The following is a 19462-nucleotide window of genomic DNA, read 5'->3' on the forward strand; positions in this document are numbered from 1 at the left end:
GCAGTTTTTTTGTTATTTGTAATTGATTATTGTTTTGCAGACTTGGTGTCTGTAATCGCTTTGAAAAGCGAAAGTTCGTTATCATAAGGCAAATCGCAGCTATAATGCCAAATCATCACTCCGCCGAGACCCGCATCAATGGCAAAAGCGGTTTTGTCGGCAATCATCTGAACCGAATTGATATATTGCGGAGCGGTCATTGGATTGCCATCGTGGTCAAAATCATTGAAATAAATGAGATTGGTAAATTTATCAATCTTATTGCTGTACTGATTATAATTTCCCCAATAGCCAAGACGGTTGGTCGGTCGAGAATAGAACGGCAAACCAAGGTCGATTTGTTCGGGAGAAAAACCGCCTTTGATTGCCTTGTCAATACCGTTGACGGTTGTTGAGAAAATCGAATGATAGCCGTGAGCGGTGAACATATCATAGAGCATAACCTCTACCCTGTCAACTGCCTTGATTACATCATCGTCAAACCTCAAATCCCACGGTGCGATTGCAAGGGAAATAATCTTGTCGGGCATTGCCTTGTCAAGCTTACGCAAGAAATTGTTAAAGCGCTTCCAATCCGCCTTATCATACGGAAATTCATAATCCATATCATAGCCGTCAAAGCCATATTTATTGACAAAGTCAACAATGCTTGCAACAAGATTGTCAACATTCTGATCACTCATCATAGACTTGATGTCGAGATTATCCTCGCCATAAGGCATCGCTATATCAGTTATAATATTGATTTTTCTGTCGCCGATTTTTGATTTTAAAAGATTAACTTTATCTGCATAATACTGCTCGTCAACCTCGTTTGAATTCCCGTCATAAAATTTGATATTACCCTGTCCGTCAAATTTTGCCGTGCCGAAAACGATGACATCGGTGAGTGCGTCAAGATTTGAAAAATCAGCCTCTTCCTTGATGTCCTCGGCAAGAAAATACGCATTTACACGGAGGTCTTTTGCCTTTTCATTTTTAAGATAATACGCCTCAAAATTATTTACATTATAATTGCCCGATGACTCATTTACGAAAACACGAAGGTATCTGTATTTTACATCACCCAAAAAGCAGGTGTGACCGCCCTCGATACAATCGCTCTGATAAAGGAACTGATAATTTGCATCCTGTTCGTTTGAGCCGTAAATTTCAAACAAAGTAACTTTTTTACCCGACTCGCCGAGGATAACGGTGTTGAAATCGACACTATCTCCAAAATCAACGGTCATATACATGACTTCCTCGTGCTTACCTTTGAGAGAAAAGCTCTTTTTGGTTTTACCGTCCTGCGTGGTATATGTTGCGGATGAGGCAAGATTCAAGCCGTCACTTTTCGTTGCGGACTTTGTATAGGTATTCGTCATTATACTTTTGCCCGTATTTGAGCACGAGCAAAATGTAAGGCAGACAAGAACTGCAACAAGTAAGATTGATAGTGTTTTTTGTAATTTTTTCATAATTTCTCCTTTTGGTTATCACTTAACCGATGGGAACTGCGAATTATACAGTTCATAATAAAATCCTTTTTTAGTAAGCAAATCTTTGTGTTTGCCCTGCTCAACAATATTACCGTCACGCATAACAAGAATTATATCGGCTTCCCTGATTGTGGCAAGGCGGTGAGCAACGATAAAGGTTGTTCTGCCCTGCATTAATCGTGAAAACGCCTTTTGAATTCTGATTTCCGTTCTTGTATCGATTGACGAAGTTGCTTCATCAAGAATAAGCATTGGCGGTTTGCAAAGCATCAAACGGGTTATGCACAAAAGCTGTCTTTGTCCTTGAGAGAGAGAACCTCCCGATTCGCCGATAACAGTATCGTATCCGTTCGGAAGTCGCTTGATAAACGAATGAGAATGTGCTTTTTTGGCAGCTTCAATAACTTCTTCATCGGTTGCATTCGGAGCACCGAGTTTGATATTATCCTTGATTGTGCCTGATTTGAGCCAAGTATCTTGAAGCACCATACCAAAGTTTTGTCTGACTGATTTGCGAGTTATATCGCTGTATTCGGTATCATCAACGGAGATTGTTCCGCTGTTGACATCATAGAACCTCATCAAAAGATTTATGAGAGTAGTTTTACCGCAACCCGTAGGTCCGACGATTGCAACCCTCTGTCCCGGCTGAACAGACAAATTAAAGTTTTCAATCAACTTTTTATTTTCCGTATATGAGAAATTAACATTTGTGAGTTGCATTTTGCCGTCAACTGATTTGAGTTCAACCGCATTTTCGCTGTCGGCAGGAACTTCCTCCTCGGCAAGAAGCTCGAAAAGTCTGCCTGCGCAGGCAAAAGCGTTTTGAAGTTCTGTGACAACACCGCTGATTTCGTTAAACGGCTTTGTGTACTGATTTGCATAAGACAAGAAACAAGTCAAGACACCGACCGTGATTGCCTCTTGATTTGTCTTGACTGCAAGGATTGCACCGAACATTGCAACGGCGGCATACACTATTGAATTGACAAATCTTGTTGCAGGATTGGTGATTGACGAGAAGAACACAGCTTTAAGAGAATAACCCTGAAGTCTGTCGTTGATTTCGTCAAACTTTTGCATATTTTCCTCTGCGTGAGAATATGCGTCAACCGTTTTTGCATTGCCAATCATTTCGTCAATAAACGAAGTTTGTTCGCCTCTTGTTTCGGACTGGAGTTTAAACATCTTGTGAGTGTTCTTTGCAATGAACGAAGCAATTACGAACGAAAGCGGAGTGACAACAACCACAACGATTGTAATCCACCAATTGATTTTTAGCATAAACACAAGCGTTGCAAGAATGGTGACAACACCTGTAAAAAACTGAGTGAAGCCCATCAAAAGACCGTCTGCAAACTGGTCAACATCTGCAATTACCCTCGACACAATTTCGCCGCTCGGATGAGAATCAAGATAAGAAACAGGAAGTTTTTCAATTTTTGCAAAAGCCTTGTCCCTCATATCACGAACAACGCCAAAGGTTATCTTGTTGTTGAGCACATTCATAACCCATTGAGAGAGTGCAACAACACCGATTACAACACAAATTTCAATAAGAACAGGAACAATCTTGTCGAACCGAACAAGACCCTTATCAATTATGAAGTCAATTACATTACCGATACGAACCGGAATGTAAAGTGAGCCGGCAACGCTGACAAGTGCAAGAAGCATTGACGCAACAAGCATTGCCTTGTATCTACTGACATAAGCAAAGACACGCTTTAATATCTGTTTATTAGTCACCGACAGCCACCTCCTCTTCGCTAAACTGCGAGAAATAGATTTCTCTGTAAACCTCGCAGGATTTAAGGAGTTGTTCATTTGTGCCGACATCAACAATCTGTCCGTCCTCAAGAACGATAATTTTATCCGCAGACAAAATTGAGGAGGTTCGTTCTGAAACTATGAACAAAGTCGGTTTGTAATCAAGTGACAATATAGCTTCCCGAAGTGCTTTTTCGGTTGCGAAGTCGAGAGCCGATGCGCTGTCATCAAGCACTATGATTTCAGGTTTTGACACAATAGCTCTTGCAATAGACAGTCTTTGCTTTTGACCGCCCGAAAGGTTTGCACCGTTCTGTTCGATAACCGTATCAAGTCCGTCTTTTTCGTATACATTATCATAAACTTGAGCAATGCGGAGTGCCTCGTTGATTTCCTCATCCGTGGCATCTTTTTTGCCCCATTTGATATTGTCACGAACAGTGCCTGCAAACAGCACAGCCTTTTGCATAACAAAGCCGATATTTGAACGAAGTTCGTCCTTATCAACCGATTTGACATCTCTGCCGTTGACGGTCACTCTGCCCTTTGTGGCATCATAATAATGCGGAATAAGGTGCACAAGGCTTGATTTTCCGCTACCTGTTGAGCCGATAATTCCGACCGTTTGACCCTTATCTGCAAAGAAGCTGATATCTGTAAGGCTTTCCTCACCTGCACCGTTATATGTGAGTGATACATCATCAAAACAAACAGCGTGGTTGTCATAGCATTTAATGTCGTCAGTGTGTTCAAGAGTGTTTTCAACATTTAGAACGCTTGCAATTCTGCCACCCGAAGCAAAGCCCTTTGTTATGGTAACTATAAGCGAAGCAAACTTGACAAGTTCAACAAGAATTTGGCTCATATAATTATAAAGAGCAACGACCTGACCTTGATTGAGAGTTCCCGATTCAACCTTTAATGCACCGCTGTAAATGAGAAGCACAATACCAAGATTGATAATTATATAGGTAATCGGATTCATCAAAGCAGAAATCCTGCCAACGCTCCTTTGAAAATGAGCAAGAAGATTGTTTCTTTCCTTAAACTTATCATACTCGTCATCTTCCTCTGTGAATGCACGGATAACTCTTGCACCCGTGAGATTTTCCCTTGTCATAAGAGTTACGGAATCAAGAGTGTTTTGCACATTTTTGTACATAGGCACGGTACATTTCATAATAACCGCAACCACAATGCTGAGAAGTGCAATAACAAGCAAGAAAATAAGGCTGATTTTTGCATCAATCGTCATAGCCATAACGAACGCACCCACAACGATGAACGGTGAACGCAAAAACAAGCGAAGCACCATATTAACAGTGCTTTGTGCTTGATTGACATCATTTGTCATTCGAGTGATGAGAGTTGATGTGCCGATACTGTCTATCTCATTGAACGAGAACGACTGTATTTTTTTAAACAGAGAATGTCTGACCTCCGTTGCAAAACCCGTAGCCGCCTTTGCCGCAAAGAACTGTGCGGTAATAGCCGCAACCATACCCACAACAGCAAGAACCACAAGCAAAAGTGCCTTGGACACAACCAATTTCAAATTGCCCTCACGGATACCGTCGTTGATGATTGATGCAACAACAAGAGGCACAATGAGTTCAAATATCGCTTCAAGCATTTTAAAAAGCGGTGCTAAAAACGACTGTATTTTATAATTTTTCAAAAATGGCAGCAGTTGTTTCATTTTCCCTCCAAAAAGTTCGTATAAATATATACATATTATATAAACGAAAGTTATTTATGTCAATTGAAAAAATATAATAAAAAGACAAAAAAATTATTGAAATGAGTATATAAATAGTGGTATAATCAAAATCGAAATTTATCGGAGAAGGTGTTAATATGGAACAGAAACCTGTTACAGCAATTATCGTAGGCGCAGGACACAGAGCGTTTGTTTACAGCAAACTTGCAAAAACCAACCCGGAACTGCTCAAAATCGTGGGCGTTGCAGACCCTAACCCGATAAGGCGAAAAAAGGCTATGGATGAGTTTGGATTTTCAGAGGATATGTGCTTTGAAAATGCCGAAGAACTCGCAAAGCACGGCAAACTCGCAGACACGGTCATCAACGGCACAATGGACGAACAGCACCTCGAAACCGCTGTTCCGCTTCTCAATGCAGGATATGATATGCTCCTTGAAAAGCCGTTTGCGCCAAACGAGGACGAAATGCGTCAAATTGTTGACTGCGCAAAAAAGAACAATTCCAAAGTTATGATTTGCCACGTTCTGCGCTACACCCCGTTCTATTACGGAATTAAGGAGAGAATAGTCAACGGCGAAATCGGCGATATTATTAATATTCAAACAACGGAACACGTTTCGTATCATCATCTTTCAACCTCATATGTTAGAGGCAAATGGGCAAACAAGGACAAGTGCCACACAACAATGCTCCTTGCAAAATGTTGCCACGACCTCGACATTATGATGTGGATGATGGCAGACACAAAACCGACTCAGATTTGTTCGTTCGGCGGAAAGTTTCAGTTCAAGCCTGAAAACGCTCCGAAAGGCGCAGGCACAATCTGTATGAAAGACTGCCCTTTGGTTGACACTTGCGTTTATTCAACAAAACGTTTGTACATCGACCACCCTGACAGATGGGCGTTTTATGTTTGGGATGCTCTTGAGGGCAAGGAAAATCCTACTATCGAGGATAAGATTGCTTTGATGAAATCGGACAATCCGTATGCAAGATGTATATACAAATGCGACAACAATGTTGTTGACCATCAATCCGTGCTTGTGAACTTTGCAAGCGGTGCAACTGGCACGCACAATATGGTAGGCGGTTCTGCCGAGCCGAGAAGAAATATTCACATCATCGGCACAAAGGGTGAAATTTTCGGCAACTTTGAGGACAGCAAGTTCACAGTATTAAAGATTAATCCATCACCTGACGCACACAACGAAGAATGTGATGTTGAGGAAGTTGACCTTAAGGTAAGCGGTGATATGGTCGGTGCATACGGCGGTCACGGTGGCGGTGACGAACGACTTGCCGCAGATTTTGTAAAATTCATCAGAGGCGAAAAGCCAAGCCTTGCCTGCACATCGATTTTTGACAGCGTTGCAGGTCACCTCAGCGTTTATCTTGCAGACGAGAGCAGAGAAAACGGTGGTATGCCGCAAGAAGTTAAGCTTTAAGGTGAAAATATGAAAATCAAAGACGGATTTATAACAAGAAAAATCGGCGACAAAATTGTTGCTATCACAGTCGGTGAACACACAAAAGATTTCAACGGAATGATTACATTGAATGACACGGGTCATTTTATTTGGAAATGCCTTGAAAAAGATACCGACAAAGAAAGTATTGCAAATGAAGTTATAAAAGAGTATGATATAAGCACGGCTGATGCAATGGCTGAAATTGACAAGTTCATTGCCGAGCTTGAAAAAAATGATATTTTAGAAAAATAAAAGCCCTGCTCAGCAGGGTTATATACGCAGGAGTGGCGGAATGGCAGACGCGCCAGATTCAGGTTCTGGTGAATGCAAATTCATGTGGGTTCAAGTCCCATCTCCTGCACCAAAAGAGAGTAATGGCCTATAGGCTGTTGCTCTCTTTTATTGTCGGACTTGAACCCACATGAACAATTTATAGCAAAATTACGCTGATGTAATTTTGCTAAGAGGAAGAACATACGAAGTGATTGTTAAATCATTGCTTGCAATGATATTTAATCACGCAGTATGCTCTGACGAAAGTCCCATCTCCTGCACCAAAAGAGAGTAATGGCCTTTAGGCTGTTGCTCTCTTTTATTATCGAACTTGAACCTGAAATTTTGATTGTTCTTTGCAAAAGCCATTAAGCATTGAAATTATATTAAAAATATGATATTTTAAATTTATCACACATTTGTAAATATACAATGATATATACCAATAAAAATCAGTTGAAAATATGATATTTTATATTAGTAACAAAAGGAATGAAAGAATGGATAAATTCAGTTTTTACCTTGTAACCGATACTCACTACTTTGACAGCTCGTACAAACGAAGCGGTGAGGCATACGAAAGACGGAGCAGAACAGACCAAAAATGCGTTGCCGAAACTCCGGCAATTATTGACGCAGGGTTTGCACAACTTGCAAAGGACAAGGGAACCGATGTTATTTTGATACCGGGTGACCTCATATACAGAGGAGAATACCAAAGCCATGTGGGATTCAGAGAACGACTTTACAAGCTGAAAGAACAAGGAAAGCGAATATATTTAATCACTGCAAGGCACGACTATGACAGCGGTGATTCCTTTGAATTTGAGGGCGACAAAATGATACCTGTTAAAGGTATGCCGAGAGAAGAACTGAGAGAATTCTACAAAGATTTCGGTTTTGACGAAGCAATATCCGAGCACAAAGAAACCATGTCGTATGTTATTCAGCTTACCCACGGAATAAGATTGCTTGCACTGAACTGTGACGGAGATTTAAAAGACTTTAAAGGAATATTTGACAACCAGCTTGAATGGGCACTGAATGAAGTTAAAAATGCCCACGACAGCGGCAACTACATATTTGCAATGACGCACTTCCCTCTTTTGCCGTTTTCGCCGATTATGAATTTAGTCGGTGACGCCCATTTGACAGATTGGGAAAAAATCGCAACGGCACTTGCCGACGCAGGAGTTGACCTGATTTTTACGGGGCATATGCACGCTCAATCCGTTACGGAATATAAAACCGAAAACGGCAACACAATAACAGATGTGCAAACGGGGTGTTTTGTGGGTTGTCCGTGTGCATACAGAAAAATTACATTTAAAGATAGAAACACCGTTAACATCAAATCGTACACCATAAACGATTTTGACTATGACAAAGGCGGCAGAACCGCACAGGAATACTTTAAATGGCGATTTGACAGAATGATTGAAGTAAAAATGCACGAAATTTTGCCAAAGCCGGCAATGAAAGCGGTTGACAAATTAACGGTTAAAAAAATCGGCAGATTACTGTGCTTCAAGCCTGACAAAAGCGTTGAAAACAGGCTTGCAAAAAATGTGGGCATTGAATTGGTACGCAACATATTTATGGGTGACGAGCCGTATACAAAAGGCTCGCCGATGTATGAAACGATGAGCAAAATGCTGAAGCGACTTCATCCGATAACACACATCATAGAGAAAAAAGTGAAAAATAAAAATCCGATTTTAGCTGACCTCGACACATTTATTCTTTCTATGATAGGTGACGAAAACCAAAGAGACAACAACGCCGTGCTGAAAATAAACAAAAATAATTATTAACGATATAATATTATAAAAGGGATAAATAATTATGTCTGAAGCACAAATCGGTACGATAAATTACAGTACCGACAAAAAAATGTAAAAGCATTGGAATTTATATGGTATTTGATTGCCGTATGGGAGAAAATATGAAAAAGGTTATTGTAGTTTCAAAAACACATCTTGATTTGGGATTTACCGACTTTGCGGAAAACATACGCAAAAAATATCTTGACGAATTTATACCGAACGCCGTAAAAACAGCCGAAAGTGTAAATACAAAAGACAAAAAATTTGTGTGGACAACAGGCTCGTGGTTGCTTTGTGAAGAACTGAAAAACGGCACAAGAGAAAATGCGGCGGCACTTACAAAGGCACTAAAAAGCGGTGACATTGTTGCACACGCCCTCCCTTTTACCTTGCATACCGAACTGCTCGACAAAGACAGTCTTGAATACGGACTGTCACTGATTGATACAATAGACAAAATACGAGGCAAGAAAACAATATCGGCAAAAATGACGGATGTACCGGGTCACACAAAAGCACTCATTCCGCTTCTTGCAGAAAAAGGAATAAAACTGCTCCACATCGGCGTTAACGGTGCGTCGGCAATGCCGAAAGTACCCGAATGTTTTTTGTGGAAGCAGGGTAAAAGCGAAATCGTTGTTATTTATTCGGGTGAATACGGCGGAGCATACAAAAGCGAATATGTTGACGACATCTTATATTTTGACCACACACTTGACAATCACGGTTCCGGTGGGAAGGATGCAGTACTTGCAAACATCAAAAAAATACAGATGAAATACCCGGAATACGAAGTTATTGCAGGCTCACTTGATGACTATGCAGAAAAAATATGGAAAGTGCGTGACAAACTGCCTGTTATAACATCGGAAATCGGCGACACTTGGATTCACGGCAGCTCGGCAGACCCGTACAAATCGGGTGCACTCCGCACGCTTATCGGACTAAAGAACAAATGGCTGACTGACGGAAGCCTCAACCGTAACGATGTGGAATACAAAAATCTTGCCGAAAACATCTTATGTCTTGCAGAGCACACCTGCGGCATGGATGTAAAAATTGCACTCGGCGAATACAGTAATTACCTGAAATCCGATTTTGAAAACGCAAGGCACGGCGAAAATTACAAAAAAATCGAAAAAAGCTGGGCAGAACAGCGTGAATACATAGCAAAAGCAGTTTCGCTCTTATCGAACGCTCACAAAAACGAAGCGGAATACTTGCTGAAAAAATTACACGGTGACGAATTGTTTGCGATGTTTAACGAACCGGGCAATGCAGACGAAGAATACAAGCTGAAAAACAGCTCGGTTGCGATCAATTCCTTTGGCGGAATAAAGCATTTGACCATTAACGGAAAAGAGATAATCCGTGACAATCACGAGCTTTGCGTTACATATGATTCATACGGCAGCGAAGATTATGATTATTGGTTTGAGCATTACAGCAGAAACCTAAAAAAGGTTGCTGATTGGGCAATTCCCGATTTCGGCAAACCGAACATTGAAAAAATCAAGAACAAATACAGACAAGGCAGATTTGATTACACACTTAACAGGCTGTCCGTCAACAAATCCGAAAATGCAATCATCTTAATATCGGATTTAAAAATTGACGAGTACCTTTGCACCGATTTAGGTGCACCCGAAACCTTTAGAATAAAATACACGCTTACCGAAAGCAAAATCGACATTGAGGTTATTTGGCAGGGCAAAAGTGCAAATCGTCTGCCGGAGAGCATTATGCTGCACTTTTATCCTAAAGGAGAAAACATCACATACACAAAAATCGGTGAGCGGATTAATCCGTTTGACATTGTCGAAAACGGAAACCGTAATTTATCGGCAGTTGAAAATGTTGAAATTGACGGTACAAAATTTGTCAATTACCACTCCCCTCTTGTTGCTGTGGGAAAAGGAAAAATTTTGCATTTTGACAACAAATACGGCAAACTTTCAGACGGCTTGACATATGTTCTTTATGACAATATTTGGGGGACAAACTTCCCTCTTTGGTACAGCGACAACGCATATTTTGAATTTACGATATGTTAGGCAAACTTCTTTGTTAAAATTACATTATTCTTATTGACACTAAAGCACAAGGTTACTATAATACAGTTGAAATAATAAGTAACGAAAGAAAGCGATTTTTTGCAGGAAGCAAAGAAAGAAAACAAAATTCATTCATCAAACACTCTCTTGATGACTGAGGGAAACATTTGGAAATTGCTGATAGTATTTTCCATTCCGTTGATACTCGGCAATCTGCTCCAACAGATGTACAACACGGCAGACTCAATTATCGTCGGCAACTTTGTGGGAAGCAACGGACTTGCGGCAGTAGGCTCGGACACGGCACTCATCAACCTTATTATTGCGTTCAGCCAAGGTGCGGCTGTCGGTGCCGGTGTTATAGTTTCACAAAGCCTCGGTGCAAGAGATAAACAAAAGACAAAGCTTGCCGTACATACAGCAATGTGCATTGCGATTATTCTCGGTATGATTATGTCGGTAATCGGGGTTATATTCAGCCGTGATTTGCTCGTTTGGATGAAAACGCCGTCAGAAGTTCTTGACGATTCTGTGCTTTATCTTCAAATCTACTGCGGCGGACTGATATTTAATATAATATACAATATGGCTACGGGCGTACTCAATGCCGCCGGCAACTCAAAGCGACCGCTTATTTATCTTGCAATTGCATCGGTTACAAACATCATACTTGACCTTGTGTTCATAAAAGAACTCAAGTGGGGTGTAAAAGGTGCGGCAATAGCAACCGACATCAGTCAGGCATTATCGTGCGTTCTTGCAGTCGGATATTTATTGCGTGTCAATTCCGATTACAAATTAATCATAAAGGAACTGAAAATCCACGGCAACACGGCAAAGCAAATCATAAGAGTCGGACTGCCTACGGCAATACAGAATATGGTTATTTCATTTTCAAATGTATTGGTTCAGTCGAGCGTCAACTCTTACGGTGCAACGGCTATGGCAGGATATGCGGCATATCTCAAAATTGATGGCTTCAACATTTTGCCTGTGCTCAGCATCAGCATGGCGGTTACAACATTTACAGGTCAAAATGTAGGAGCAAAGAAGCCCGACAGAATAAAAAAAGGTATGTGGAACGCTTTGATAATGGGTGTTATTTACACAGTAATTATCGGCGTTGTGCTTTTGCTTACCTCCCATACCGTACTTGGCTTATTCACAAAGGACAATGAGGTAATAACATACGGTCAGCTTGCAATGAAATATTTTTGTCCGTTTTACTTTTTGCTCGGCATTCTCAACATACTCGCAGGCACAGTCAGAGGTGCGGGAAAAGGGATTCCGCCAATGCTTATTCTGCTTTTCTCAATGTGTATATTCAGGATTTTGTGGATAAAAATTGCTCTGCCGTTCTATTCAACAATTGACGGAGTGTTCATACTTTACCCTATTTCGTGGTTTGTAGGCATGGTATTGATGATTATCTACACCAAGTTCGGCAAGTGGTTGCCAAAAAACATAAATAAGCAAAATTGACAAAATTTTGATAATACTGTAATATAAATATATTTAGGAGTGGAGAAATATGAAAAAGAAAATCAATCCGATAAATATATTTATATTCATTTCGGCAATATCTGTCATAATTTCATTTTTTACATTTGTATTCGGGAACGATACATTTTCGGCAGTAAATGCCACAGGCGGATTTCATAAGCTGTTTAATGATTTTATATTTCATTTGTATCTTTCGGATGATTTAAGCACCGTGTACACAAAATCAATACACATATGCTTTCCGCCGCTTATATATCTTTTTTATCATGCACTCAATCTTATGATGCCTCCGCATGCAAAAACAGACATCAATTACAACGCAATGTACAATTTGTGCGTTATATATTTAATTATAGGATTTTTAATTTTTGCTTTTATTATAAAACGGTTTTTAAAAAAGCAAAACGACAAAAAAGTGCTTCTCACGGTAATTTTACTAACCCTTTCAAGCTGCTTTACATTTGGAATAATTCAATGTGCAAACATAGCATTTTTAGTTGTTATGCTATTACTGCTTGCCGTTGATTTAAGAGAGTCGGACAGTAAATTTAAGCAAGAACTTGCAATGATATTAATTGCAATTGCCGCAGCAATAAAGATTTACCCCGCTGTTTTCGGTTTGCTGTATTTAGCGGAAAGAAAATACAAGGAAGCCGGGAGATTAATTATATACGGAATTTTATTTTTTGCGGTTCCGTTTGCTTTTACAGGCGGAATTGAAGGCTTTAATTTGTTTTTAAGCAATCAACTTGAAGTTCAGGCCACTTGGGGTGAATTAAGTCCAAACGGAATATATACAAACCTTGTTTCGCTTGGATTTAGCGAAATTTTGTCTAAAGCAATGATAGTTGTCTTTGGCACAGCGGCAATCATTTTTGTCTTTATATGCAAGGATAATTGGAAAAAACTTTTTATGCTTAATTTCATTATGGTTATGTGCCCAATGTGGAGCGGTGCATATACTCCCGCATTTTTCGTTATTCCTTTTTTATATTTAATAAGTGAAAAAGAATATATTCAAAGCAAAGTCGATTTAACTTATATTCTGCTTTTCTCATTGTTATTTACAAGTTCTTGTTTTACATTTGAATTTTCGTCACAAAAAATATTTGTAATTGCAATGCTTATTTTTGCGATTGTTATTGTTGACGAAGTTTTCTCTCTTAAAAACAACAAAGCAAAAAAAGTAATTGACAATCAATAAATTTATGATATAATATCTTCACGAAAACTATGTAGTGGATTTTTCCTGATGATTTATATCACCTTTTCGCCACACGACTGAGATGTCGTGTGGCTTATTTTATGCCCAAACGAAAGGAGAATATATGAAAAGCGAAACTTTTATGAAAGAAAAAGCGGTTTTTCCGCTGATAATATCAATGTCGTTGCCGATGGTAATTTCAATGTGTGTGAACTCGCTTTACAACATTGTTGACAGCTACTTTGTTGCAAAAATCAGTGAAGACGCAATGACAGCGCTATCGCTCATCTTCCCTGTTCAGAACTTCATCAATGCGGTTGTTATCGGTTTTGGAGTCGGAATAAACGCACTAATTGCCTTTTACCTCGGTGCAAAGGACATAAAGAATGCAAACGATATAGCAAACCAAGGATTTATACTTTCGCTCATCCACGGTGTTGTGCTGACAATCGGCGGAATTGCAATTATCCAACCGTTTTTGAAAGCGTTTACATCAAGTGAAAGCATCATAAAATTAGGCATTGAATACTGTCAAATCGTATTTTTGTTTACAATAATAAACAGCCTGAATCTGTACTTTGAAAAGCTTTTTCAATCATTCGGAAATATGAAAATAACGATGATTGGACTCGGAGTCGGTTGCGTCACAAACATTTTGCTTGACCCTGTTTTTATTTTCGGATTTGGTTTTGTGCCGAAATTCGGTATTAAAGGTGCTGCAATTGCAACGGGAATAGGTCAGTTCGTCACCTTTTTAATCTACTTAATTTATTATTTAAAGAAGCCGACAAGCGTTAAAATTGACAAATCATATCTCAAACTCACGGCAAAAACAATCAAGGCACTTTATTCAATCGGTATTCCCGCAATTCTCAACCTTGCGTTGCCGTCACTTTTGATTTCGTCACTCAACGCAATTCTTGCGGTATTTTCACAGGTTTATGTGCTTGTTCTCGGTGTGTATTACAAACTGCAAACATTTCTTTATTTGACCGCAAACGGCATTGTTCAGGGTATGCGACCGATTCTTGCATACAACTACGGTGCAAAGGAATACAAGAGAGTTCGCAAGATTTTCAACTATGTTCTCATTATGATTGCTGTTATTATGGCGGTGGGAACAGTGCTTTGCCTAACAATTCCGGGCAACATAATTTCTTTGTTCACAAGCAATTCAGAAACCGTCAAAGTCGGTGCAACTGCGTTGCGAATCATTAGCGGTGGCTTTGTTGTATCGGCTGTATCTGTTACCTGTTGTGGTGCACTTGAAGCATTAAACAAAGGTGTGCAATCGCTTATAATCTCTCTTTGCAGATACCTCATTATCATTGTGCCGTGTGCATTTATATTAAGCAAAGCTGTCGGTGCAGTCGGAGTGTGGAACGCTTTTTGGATAACAGAAGCGCTGACCGCAATAATTTCCATAATCGTATACAAAAAATCTGTAAAACTGAAATAACAAAAAACCTTTCGGGTTGCGAAATCCGAAAGGTTTTGTTTTATCTTTTATTTTAGTCCTTGTCGCAATATGCACCATCGGGTTTTATGACAATTGCATATTTTCCGAAGCGGTAATATCCCATAAGATCCGTATAAGTCTTGCGTACATCCGAAACAGTAAAATCGGTTTTGTCAATTTTTCTGACTCTGCGATGGTCACAACAAACATAAATATATTCATCATCCGACGAAACAAAATGCGGATTTGGAAATGTATTTTGTTCTGCCGTACCAACTCTGATATCAACCTTAACGCCGTCGGTGAAATAACGAATAACGCAATTTTCCTTTTGGCAAACCGACCAAAAACATTCGCCGTCAACTGCAATGCCCGAAACAGGAGAGCCGTTGTAATCAAGAACTCCGTCCTTGACAAGTTCACCCTCTGAATCGAAAAGTCCTGTTTCGCCGGTTGGATAAATAACAAGCACCGACCTGTCAGGCATAACAACGGCACTCGGTGTTACAAAATTGCCTAATTTGTCAGCAATCTGTTTTCTGTTTGTGCCGTATTTTTTGAGAAGATAAGCATCCTTTGTGATTATCTCCTTTTCGCCTGTGGAAAAGTTGAGAATAAAATAATTTACTCCATAGCCAACCGAATTTAGGTTTGGCTTTTTTTCTACCAAAATCACCTTATCCTCAGAAAATTTAAGAACATCAATAATTTCTCTGTTGCTTATTTTAATCAAAATCAGTCAATCCCATCTTTATTATTCGGCAGAAGAAATCTTTTCGAGTTCCTCCTTGCTTGAGCTAGTGAGGAAGCTCAAGGTCATAAGGCTGTCGGTAAGGTGAACATTCTCAACAAGCACCTCAGGATGTGCCATAGCAATATCAAAGTTTGAGAAATTCCAAAAGCTCTTGATACCAAGTCTGCAAAGCATATCCGTAAGTTCCTTCATATCATTTGACGGAATACAAACAACCGCACAAACAGGATGATTATCTATGCAGAAATTCTCCAAATAATTGGTGTGACGAACCGGAATACCCTGAATAATCTTGCCCGAAATAGCTTCGTTTTTGTCAAAAATACCAACAAGTTTGAATCCTGACTGTCTGGTAAAAATCTTTGAAGCAACTGCTTTTCCAAGGTTACCGGCACCAATCAAAATGGTTTTTACGCCTGCATCCACACAAAGGATTTTGCCGATTTTTGTATAAAGTTCAGGAACATTATAGCCATAACCCTGCTGACCGAAACCGCCAAAACAGTTGAAATCGTGACGGATTTGTGATGCGGTAAGTCCCATACGCTCGGCAAGTTCCTTTGAACTGATACGTACGATGCCGTTGTCCTTTAATGTTTCCAAAAATCTATAATAGCGAGGCAATCGCTTTATAACAGAAATTGAAATTTCCTGTGCCATAATATATACCCCTCTTAAATATCTGAATTATTTTGTCATATCTGTAATGGTTTCCATTACATAATCGCCGAACTCATCGCAAGTGCAGCCTGTATCTCTGCCTGTGATTACAAGTTTTTTCTCCTCAAACATACACTTATCAAGTGCTGCTTCGAGAGCGTCTGCCTGCTTTTGATAGCCGATATGAGAAAGAAGCATAACAGTTGCACGAAGCATTGAGCAAGGGTCTGCATACTGTCCTCTGCCCTCTGTAATCATACGAGGTGCAGAACCGTGAATAGCCTCGAACATAGCATACTTCTTGCCGATATTTGCAGAACCTGCCGTGCCTACACCGCCCTGGAATTCAGCGGCTTCATCTGTGATGATGTCGCCATAAAGGTTTGGAAGAACAAATACCTTAAAGTCTTTTCTTCTCTGTGGGTCAATAAGTTTAGCGGTGGTGATGTCAACATACCAGTCATCGGTTACGATGTCAGGATATTGCTCGCCAATTTTCTTAGCAGTATTGAGGAACTTGCCATCGGTAGTTTTGATGATATTAGCCTTGGTAATAATTGAAACCTTACCCTTGTGGTTACGCTCGGCATAATCATAAGCAAGTTTTGCAATTCTGTCGCAACCTTCTTGAGTTGCAACAGTGAAGTCAACTGCCAAATCGTCTGTGATATTTACACCGTATGAGCCGACCGCATAGCCGCCCTCGGTATTTTCTCTGAAGAATGTCCAGTCAATTCCCTCCTCAGGAACTTTTACGGGACGCATATTTGCAAAGAGGTCGAGTTCCTTACGCATAGCAACATTGGCGCTCTCAACATTTGGCCATGGATCGCCTTGACGAGGTGTTGTTGTCGGGCCTTTTAGGATAACGTGGCATTGCTTGAGTTCTGCCAAAACATCATCTGGAATTGCTTGATTGTGAGCAGCACGATTTTCGATAGTCAAGCCGTCAATAACCTTGAATTCGATTTTGCCCTGCTCAACTTCGTCCTTGAGCAAGAATTCAATAACTCTTTGAGATTCTTTTGTGATAATAGGGCCGATACCGTCGCCGCCACAAATACCAATAACGATTTTGTCAAGCGACTGATAATCGGTAAAGTCCTTATCTTCTTTTATCTTTTTTGCTCTTTCAAGCTGTTTTTCCATAAGTGCTCTGAATTGGTCACAAGCCAAATCAAGCGCTTTCTTTTCTTCTGCTTGCATTTTTATGTAGCTCCTTTAACGATAATTCTATTTTTTTATCCCTCAGCAAACGTATTGTGTCAAAGGATTATCAAAATTATTTGTTCATTTCACGGGTGTAATCAAGAAGTCCTCCGCAAAGAAGCATTGCTCTTTGTCTTTCTGAAAGGTGGGAAGAATCAAGATTATATTCTTCGCCCTTTGTGATATTCTTGAGTGCAACAGGCTTGTTATTTTCGATACAATCACGAATACCTACAAGTTCAAGTTCGTCCATTTGGTCTATTCTGTCGTAGTCAGCCTCATCGCTGAATGTAAACGGCAAAATACCTGCATTTACAAGGTTTGCAACATGGATACGGGCAAAGCTCTTTGTGATAACAGCCTTTACACCGAGGTAAAGCGGAACAAGAGCAGCGTGCTCACGAGATGAACCTTGACCGTAGTTTGCACCGCCGATGATGAAGCCCTTACCCTCTGCCTTAATTCTCTCAGGGAAAGTTTCGTCACATACGGCAAAACAATACTGTGAAAGGTGAGGAATGTTTGAGCGGTAAGGCAAAATCTTTGCGCCTGCCGGCATAATGTGGTCTGTTGTAATATTATCGCCAACCTTAAGAACAGCCTTTGCGGTGATGTCCGCAGGAAGCGGCTCTGTCTTTGGGAACGGCTTGATGTTTGGTCCACGAAGAACCTCAACATTCTTTGCCTCCTCAGGTGAAGCAGGAGGAACAATCATATTATCATTTACGATAAAGTGCTCAGGCATTGTAATCTGCGGAGCGTCGCCGAGTTCTCTCGGGTCGGTAAGATAGCCTGTAAGAGCGGAAGCAGCGGCAACTTCAGGAGATACAAGATAAATCTTGCCGTCCTTTGTGCCTGAACGACCCTCAAAGTTACGGTTGAAAGTACGGAGTGAAACACCGCCGCTGTTAGGGCTTTGACCCATACCGATACAAGGTCCGCAAGCACTTTCAAGAATTCGTGCACCTGCGCTAATCATATCGGACAATGCACCGTTGAGAGCAAGCATATTGAGAACCTGCTTTGAACCCGGAGCAATACAAAGAGAAACAGACGGGTCGATTGTCTTGCCCTTAAGGATTGAAGCAACCTTCATCATATCAACATACGATGAATTTGTGCAAGAACCGATAGCAACCTGGTCAACCTTGATTCTGCCGATTTCGTCGGTTGTTTTTACATTGTCAGGCATATGAGGACAAGCCGCCATTGGTGTGAGTGAACAAAGGTCAATATCGATAACCTCATCATAAACAGCGTCTTCATCAGGAAGAAGCTCTACCCAGTCACTTTCTCTGCCCTGTGCCTTGAGGAAAGCAAGAGTGATTTCGTCTGATGGGAAAATTGATGTTGTTGCACCAAGCTCTGCACCCATATTTGTGATGGTTGCACGCTCAGGAACAGAAAGAGTCTTTACACCATCTCCGCCGTATTCGATAATCTTGCCGACGCCGCCCTTAACGCTCATAATTCGGAGAACTTCAAGGATAACATCTTTTGCGGAAACCCAAGGCTTGAGATATCCCGTAAGATTAATTCTTGTCATCTTTGGCATCGGAATATAGTATGTACCGCCGCCCATGGCTACGGCAACATCAAGTCCGCCCGCACCCATTGCAAGCATACCGATACCGCCGCCTGTCGGAGTGTGGCTGTCCGAACCGATGAGGGTCTTGCCCGGAATACCAAAGCGTTCAAGGTGTACTTGGTGACAAATTCCATTACCCGGTCTTGAAAAATAAATGCCGTGCTTTTTTGTTACAGTTTGGATAAATCTGTGGTCATCGGCATTTTCAAATCCTGTTTGAAGTGTGTTATGGTCGATATAAGCAACAGAACGCTCTGTCTTTACTCTGTCAACACCCATAGCTTCGAATTCAAGATAAGCCATAGTACCCGTTGCATCCTGTGTGAGAGTTTGGTCGATACGAAGTCCGATTTCTGTGCCGACTTTCATTTCGCCCTCTACAAGATGAGATTTAATAAGTTTTTGTGCTAAAGTAAGTCCCATTAGCGAGTCCTCCTAAACTTTTATATATTCATTAACAAAGTTATTAAACAATTTAACAATCTTATA

General features: G+C 40.5%; 15 protein-coding genes and 1 tRNA gene. 8 read left to right on the top strand and 8 right to left on the bottom strand.

Annotated features, from left to right (window positions below; all coding sequences use genetic code 11):
* Nucleotides 1–26: 26 nt before the first annotated feature.
* From Q0E03_RS00590 to Q0E03_RS00600, 3 genes are read right to left on the bottom strand one after another with little or no spacing between them, the layout of a single operon-like run.
* Nucleotides 27–1460, bottom strand: a complete 1434-nt coding sequence (locus Q0E03_RS00590; RefSeq protein ID WP_297128144.1) for a glycoside hydrolase family 18 protein — start codon at nucleotides 1458–1460, stop codon at nucleotides 27–29.
* A gap of 18 nt (nucleotides 1461–1478) precedes the next feature.
* The gene (locus Q0E03_RS00595) at nucleotides 1479–3173 is read right to left on the bottom strand and encodes an ABC transporter ATP-binding protein (protein WP_297128863.1); all 1695 of its coding nucleotides are present in this window, start codon (nucleotides 3171–3173) and stop codon (nucleotides 1479–1481) included.
* Nucleotides 3174–3222: 49 nt separating this feature from the next.
* The gene (locus Q0E03_RS00600) at nucleotides 3223–4950 is read right to left on the bottom strand and encodes an ABC transporter ATP-binding protein (protein ID WP_297128148.1); all 1728 of its coding nucleotides are present in this window, start codon (nucleotides 4948–4950) and stop codon (nucleotides 3223–3225) included.
* 158 nt (nucleotides 4951–5108) lie between these two features.
* Here Q0E03_RS00600 and Q0E03_RS00605 point away from each other — a divergent pair, with 158 nt between their 5' ends.
* The 3 genes from Q0E03_RS00605 to Q0E03_RS00615 all read left to right on the top strand — a co-directional run bounded on the left by Q0E03_RS00605 (nucleotide 5109) and on the right by Q0E03_RS00615 (nucleotide 6807).
* Nucleotides 5109–6419, top strand: coding sequence for a Gfo/Idh/MocA family protein (locus Q0E03_RS00605; protein ID WP_294834749.1), 1311 nt, complete (start codon nucleotides 5109–5111; stop codon nucleotides 6417–6419).
* 9 nt (nucleotides 6420–6428) lie between these two features.
* Entirely contained in the window at nucleotides 6429–6695 is a 267-nt protein-coding gene (locus tag Q0E03_RS00610; RefSeq protein ID WP_297128151.1) for a PqqD family protein, read from the top strand.
* 26 nt (nucleotides 6696–6721) lie between these two features.
* A tRNA-Leu gene (locus Q0E03_RS00615) sits at nucleotides 6722–6807 on the top strand.
* Nucleotides 6808–6959: 152 nt separating this feature from the next.
* Here Q0E03_RS00615 and Q0E03_RS00620 read toward each other — a convergent pair.
* Nucleotides 6960–7085: a hypothetical protein gene (locus Q0E03_RS00620; RefSeq protein ID WP_297128153.1), complete on the bottom strand. Its 126-nt coding sequence runs from the start codon at nucleotides 7083–7085 to the stop codon at nucleotides 6960–6962.
* A gap of 131 nt (nucleotides 7086–7216) precedes the next feature.
* Here Q0E03_RS00620 and Q0E03_RS00625 point away from each other — a divergent pair, with 131 nt between their 5' ends.
* The 5 genes from Q0E03_RS00625 (at nucleotide 7217) to Q0E03_RS00645 (ending at nucleotide 14762) form a co-directional block, all read left to right on the top strand.
* Nucleotides 7217–8530, top strand: a complete 1314-nt coding sequence (locus Q0E03_RS00625) for a metallophosphoesterase (RefSeq protein ID WP_297128156.1) — start codon at nucleotides 7217–7219, stop codon at nucleotides 8528–8530.
* A gap of 131 nt (nucleotides 8531–8661) precedes the next feature.
* Nucleotides 8662–10596, top strand: a complete 1935-nt coding sequence (locus Q0E03_RS00630) for a DUF5054 domain-containing protein (protein WP_297128159.1) — start codon at nucleotides 8662–8664, stop codon at nucleotides 10594–10596.
* Nucleotides 10597–10746: 150 nt separating this feature from the next.
* Entirely contained in the window at nucleotides 10747–12078 is a 1332-nt protein-coding gene (locus Q0E03_RS00635; RefSeq protein WP_297128865.1) for an MATE family efflux transporter, read from the top strand.
* A 49-nt stretch (nucleotides 12079–12127) separates the two neighbouring features.
* Complete coding sequence (locus Q0E03_RS00640; RefSeq protein WP_297128162.1) at nucleotides 12128–13303, top strand: glycosyltransferase 87 family protein; 1176 nt, start codon at nucleotides 12128–12130, stop codon at nucleotides 13301–13303.
* 124 nt (nucleotides 13304–13427) lie between these two features.
* Nucleotides 13428–14762: an MATE family efflux transporter gene (locus tag Q0E03_RS00645; RefSeq protein WP_297128164.1), complete on the top strand. Its 1335-nt coding sequence runs from the start codon at nucleotides 13428–13430 to the stop codon at nucleotides 14760–14762.
* 52 nt (nucleotides 14763–14814) lie between these two features.
* Here Q0E03_RS00645 and Q0E03_RS00650 read toward each other — a convergent pair whose 3' ends face one another.
* The 4 genes from Q0E03_RS00650 to Q0E03_RS00665 all read right to left on the bottom strand — a co-directional run bounded on the left by Q0E03_RS00650 (nucleotide 14815) and on the right by Q0E03_RS00665 (nucleotide 19396).
* Nucleotides 14815–15495, bottom strand: coding sequence for a hypothetical protein (locus Q0E03_RS00650; RefSeq protein ID WP_297128167.1), 681 nt, complete (start codon nucleotides 15493–15495; stop codon nucleotides 14815–14817).
* Between the two features lie 21 nt (nucleotides 15496–15516).
* The gene (locus tag Q0E03_RS00655) at nucleotides 15517–16176 is read right to left on the bottom strand and encodes a redox-sensing transcriptional repressor Rex (protein WP_297128170.1); all 660 of its coding nucleotides are present in this window, start codon (nucleotides 16174–16176) and stop codon (nucleotides 15517–15519) included.
* A gap of 27 nt (nucleotides 16177–16203) precedes the next feature.
* On the bottom strand, nucleotides 16204–17382 hold the full coding sequence (locus Q0E03_RS00660) for an isocitrate/isopropylmalate family dehydrogenase (RefSeq protein WP_297128172.1): 1179 nt from the start codon (nucleotides 17380–17382) through the stop codon (nucleotides 16204–16206).
* Between the two features lie 76 nt (nucleotides 17383–17458).
* Nucleotides 17459–19396 carry an aconitate hydratase gene (locus Q0E03_RS00665; protein WP_297128175.1) on the bottom strand — a complete coding sequence of 646 codons (1938 nt, stop codon included), beginning with the start codon at nucleotides 19394–19396 and terminating at the stop codon, nucleotides 17459–17461.
* Nucleotides 19397–19462: the final 66 nt, after the last annotated feature.

Origin of the sequence: uncultured Eubacterium sp., from assembly GCF_934525195.1 — a bacterium.
Taxonomy (GTDB): Bacteria; Bacillota; Clostridia; order Oscillospirales; family Acutalibacteraceae; genus Eubacterium_R.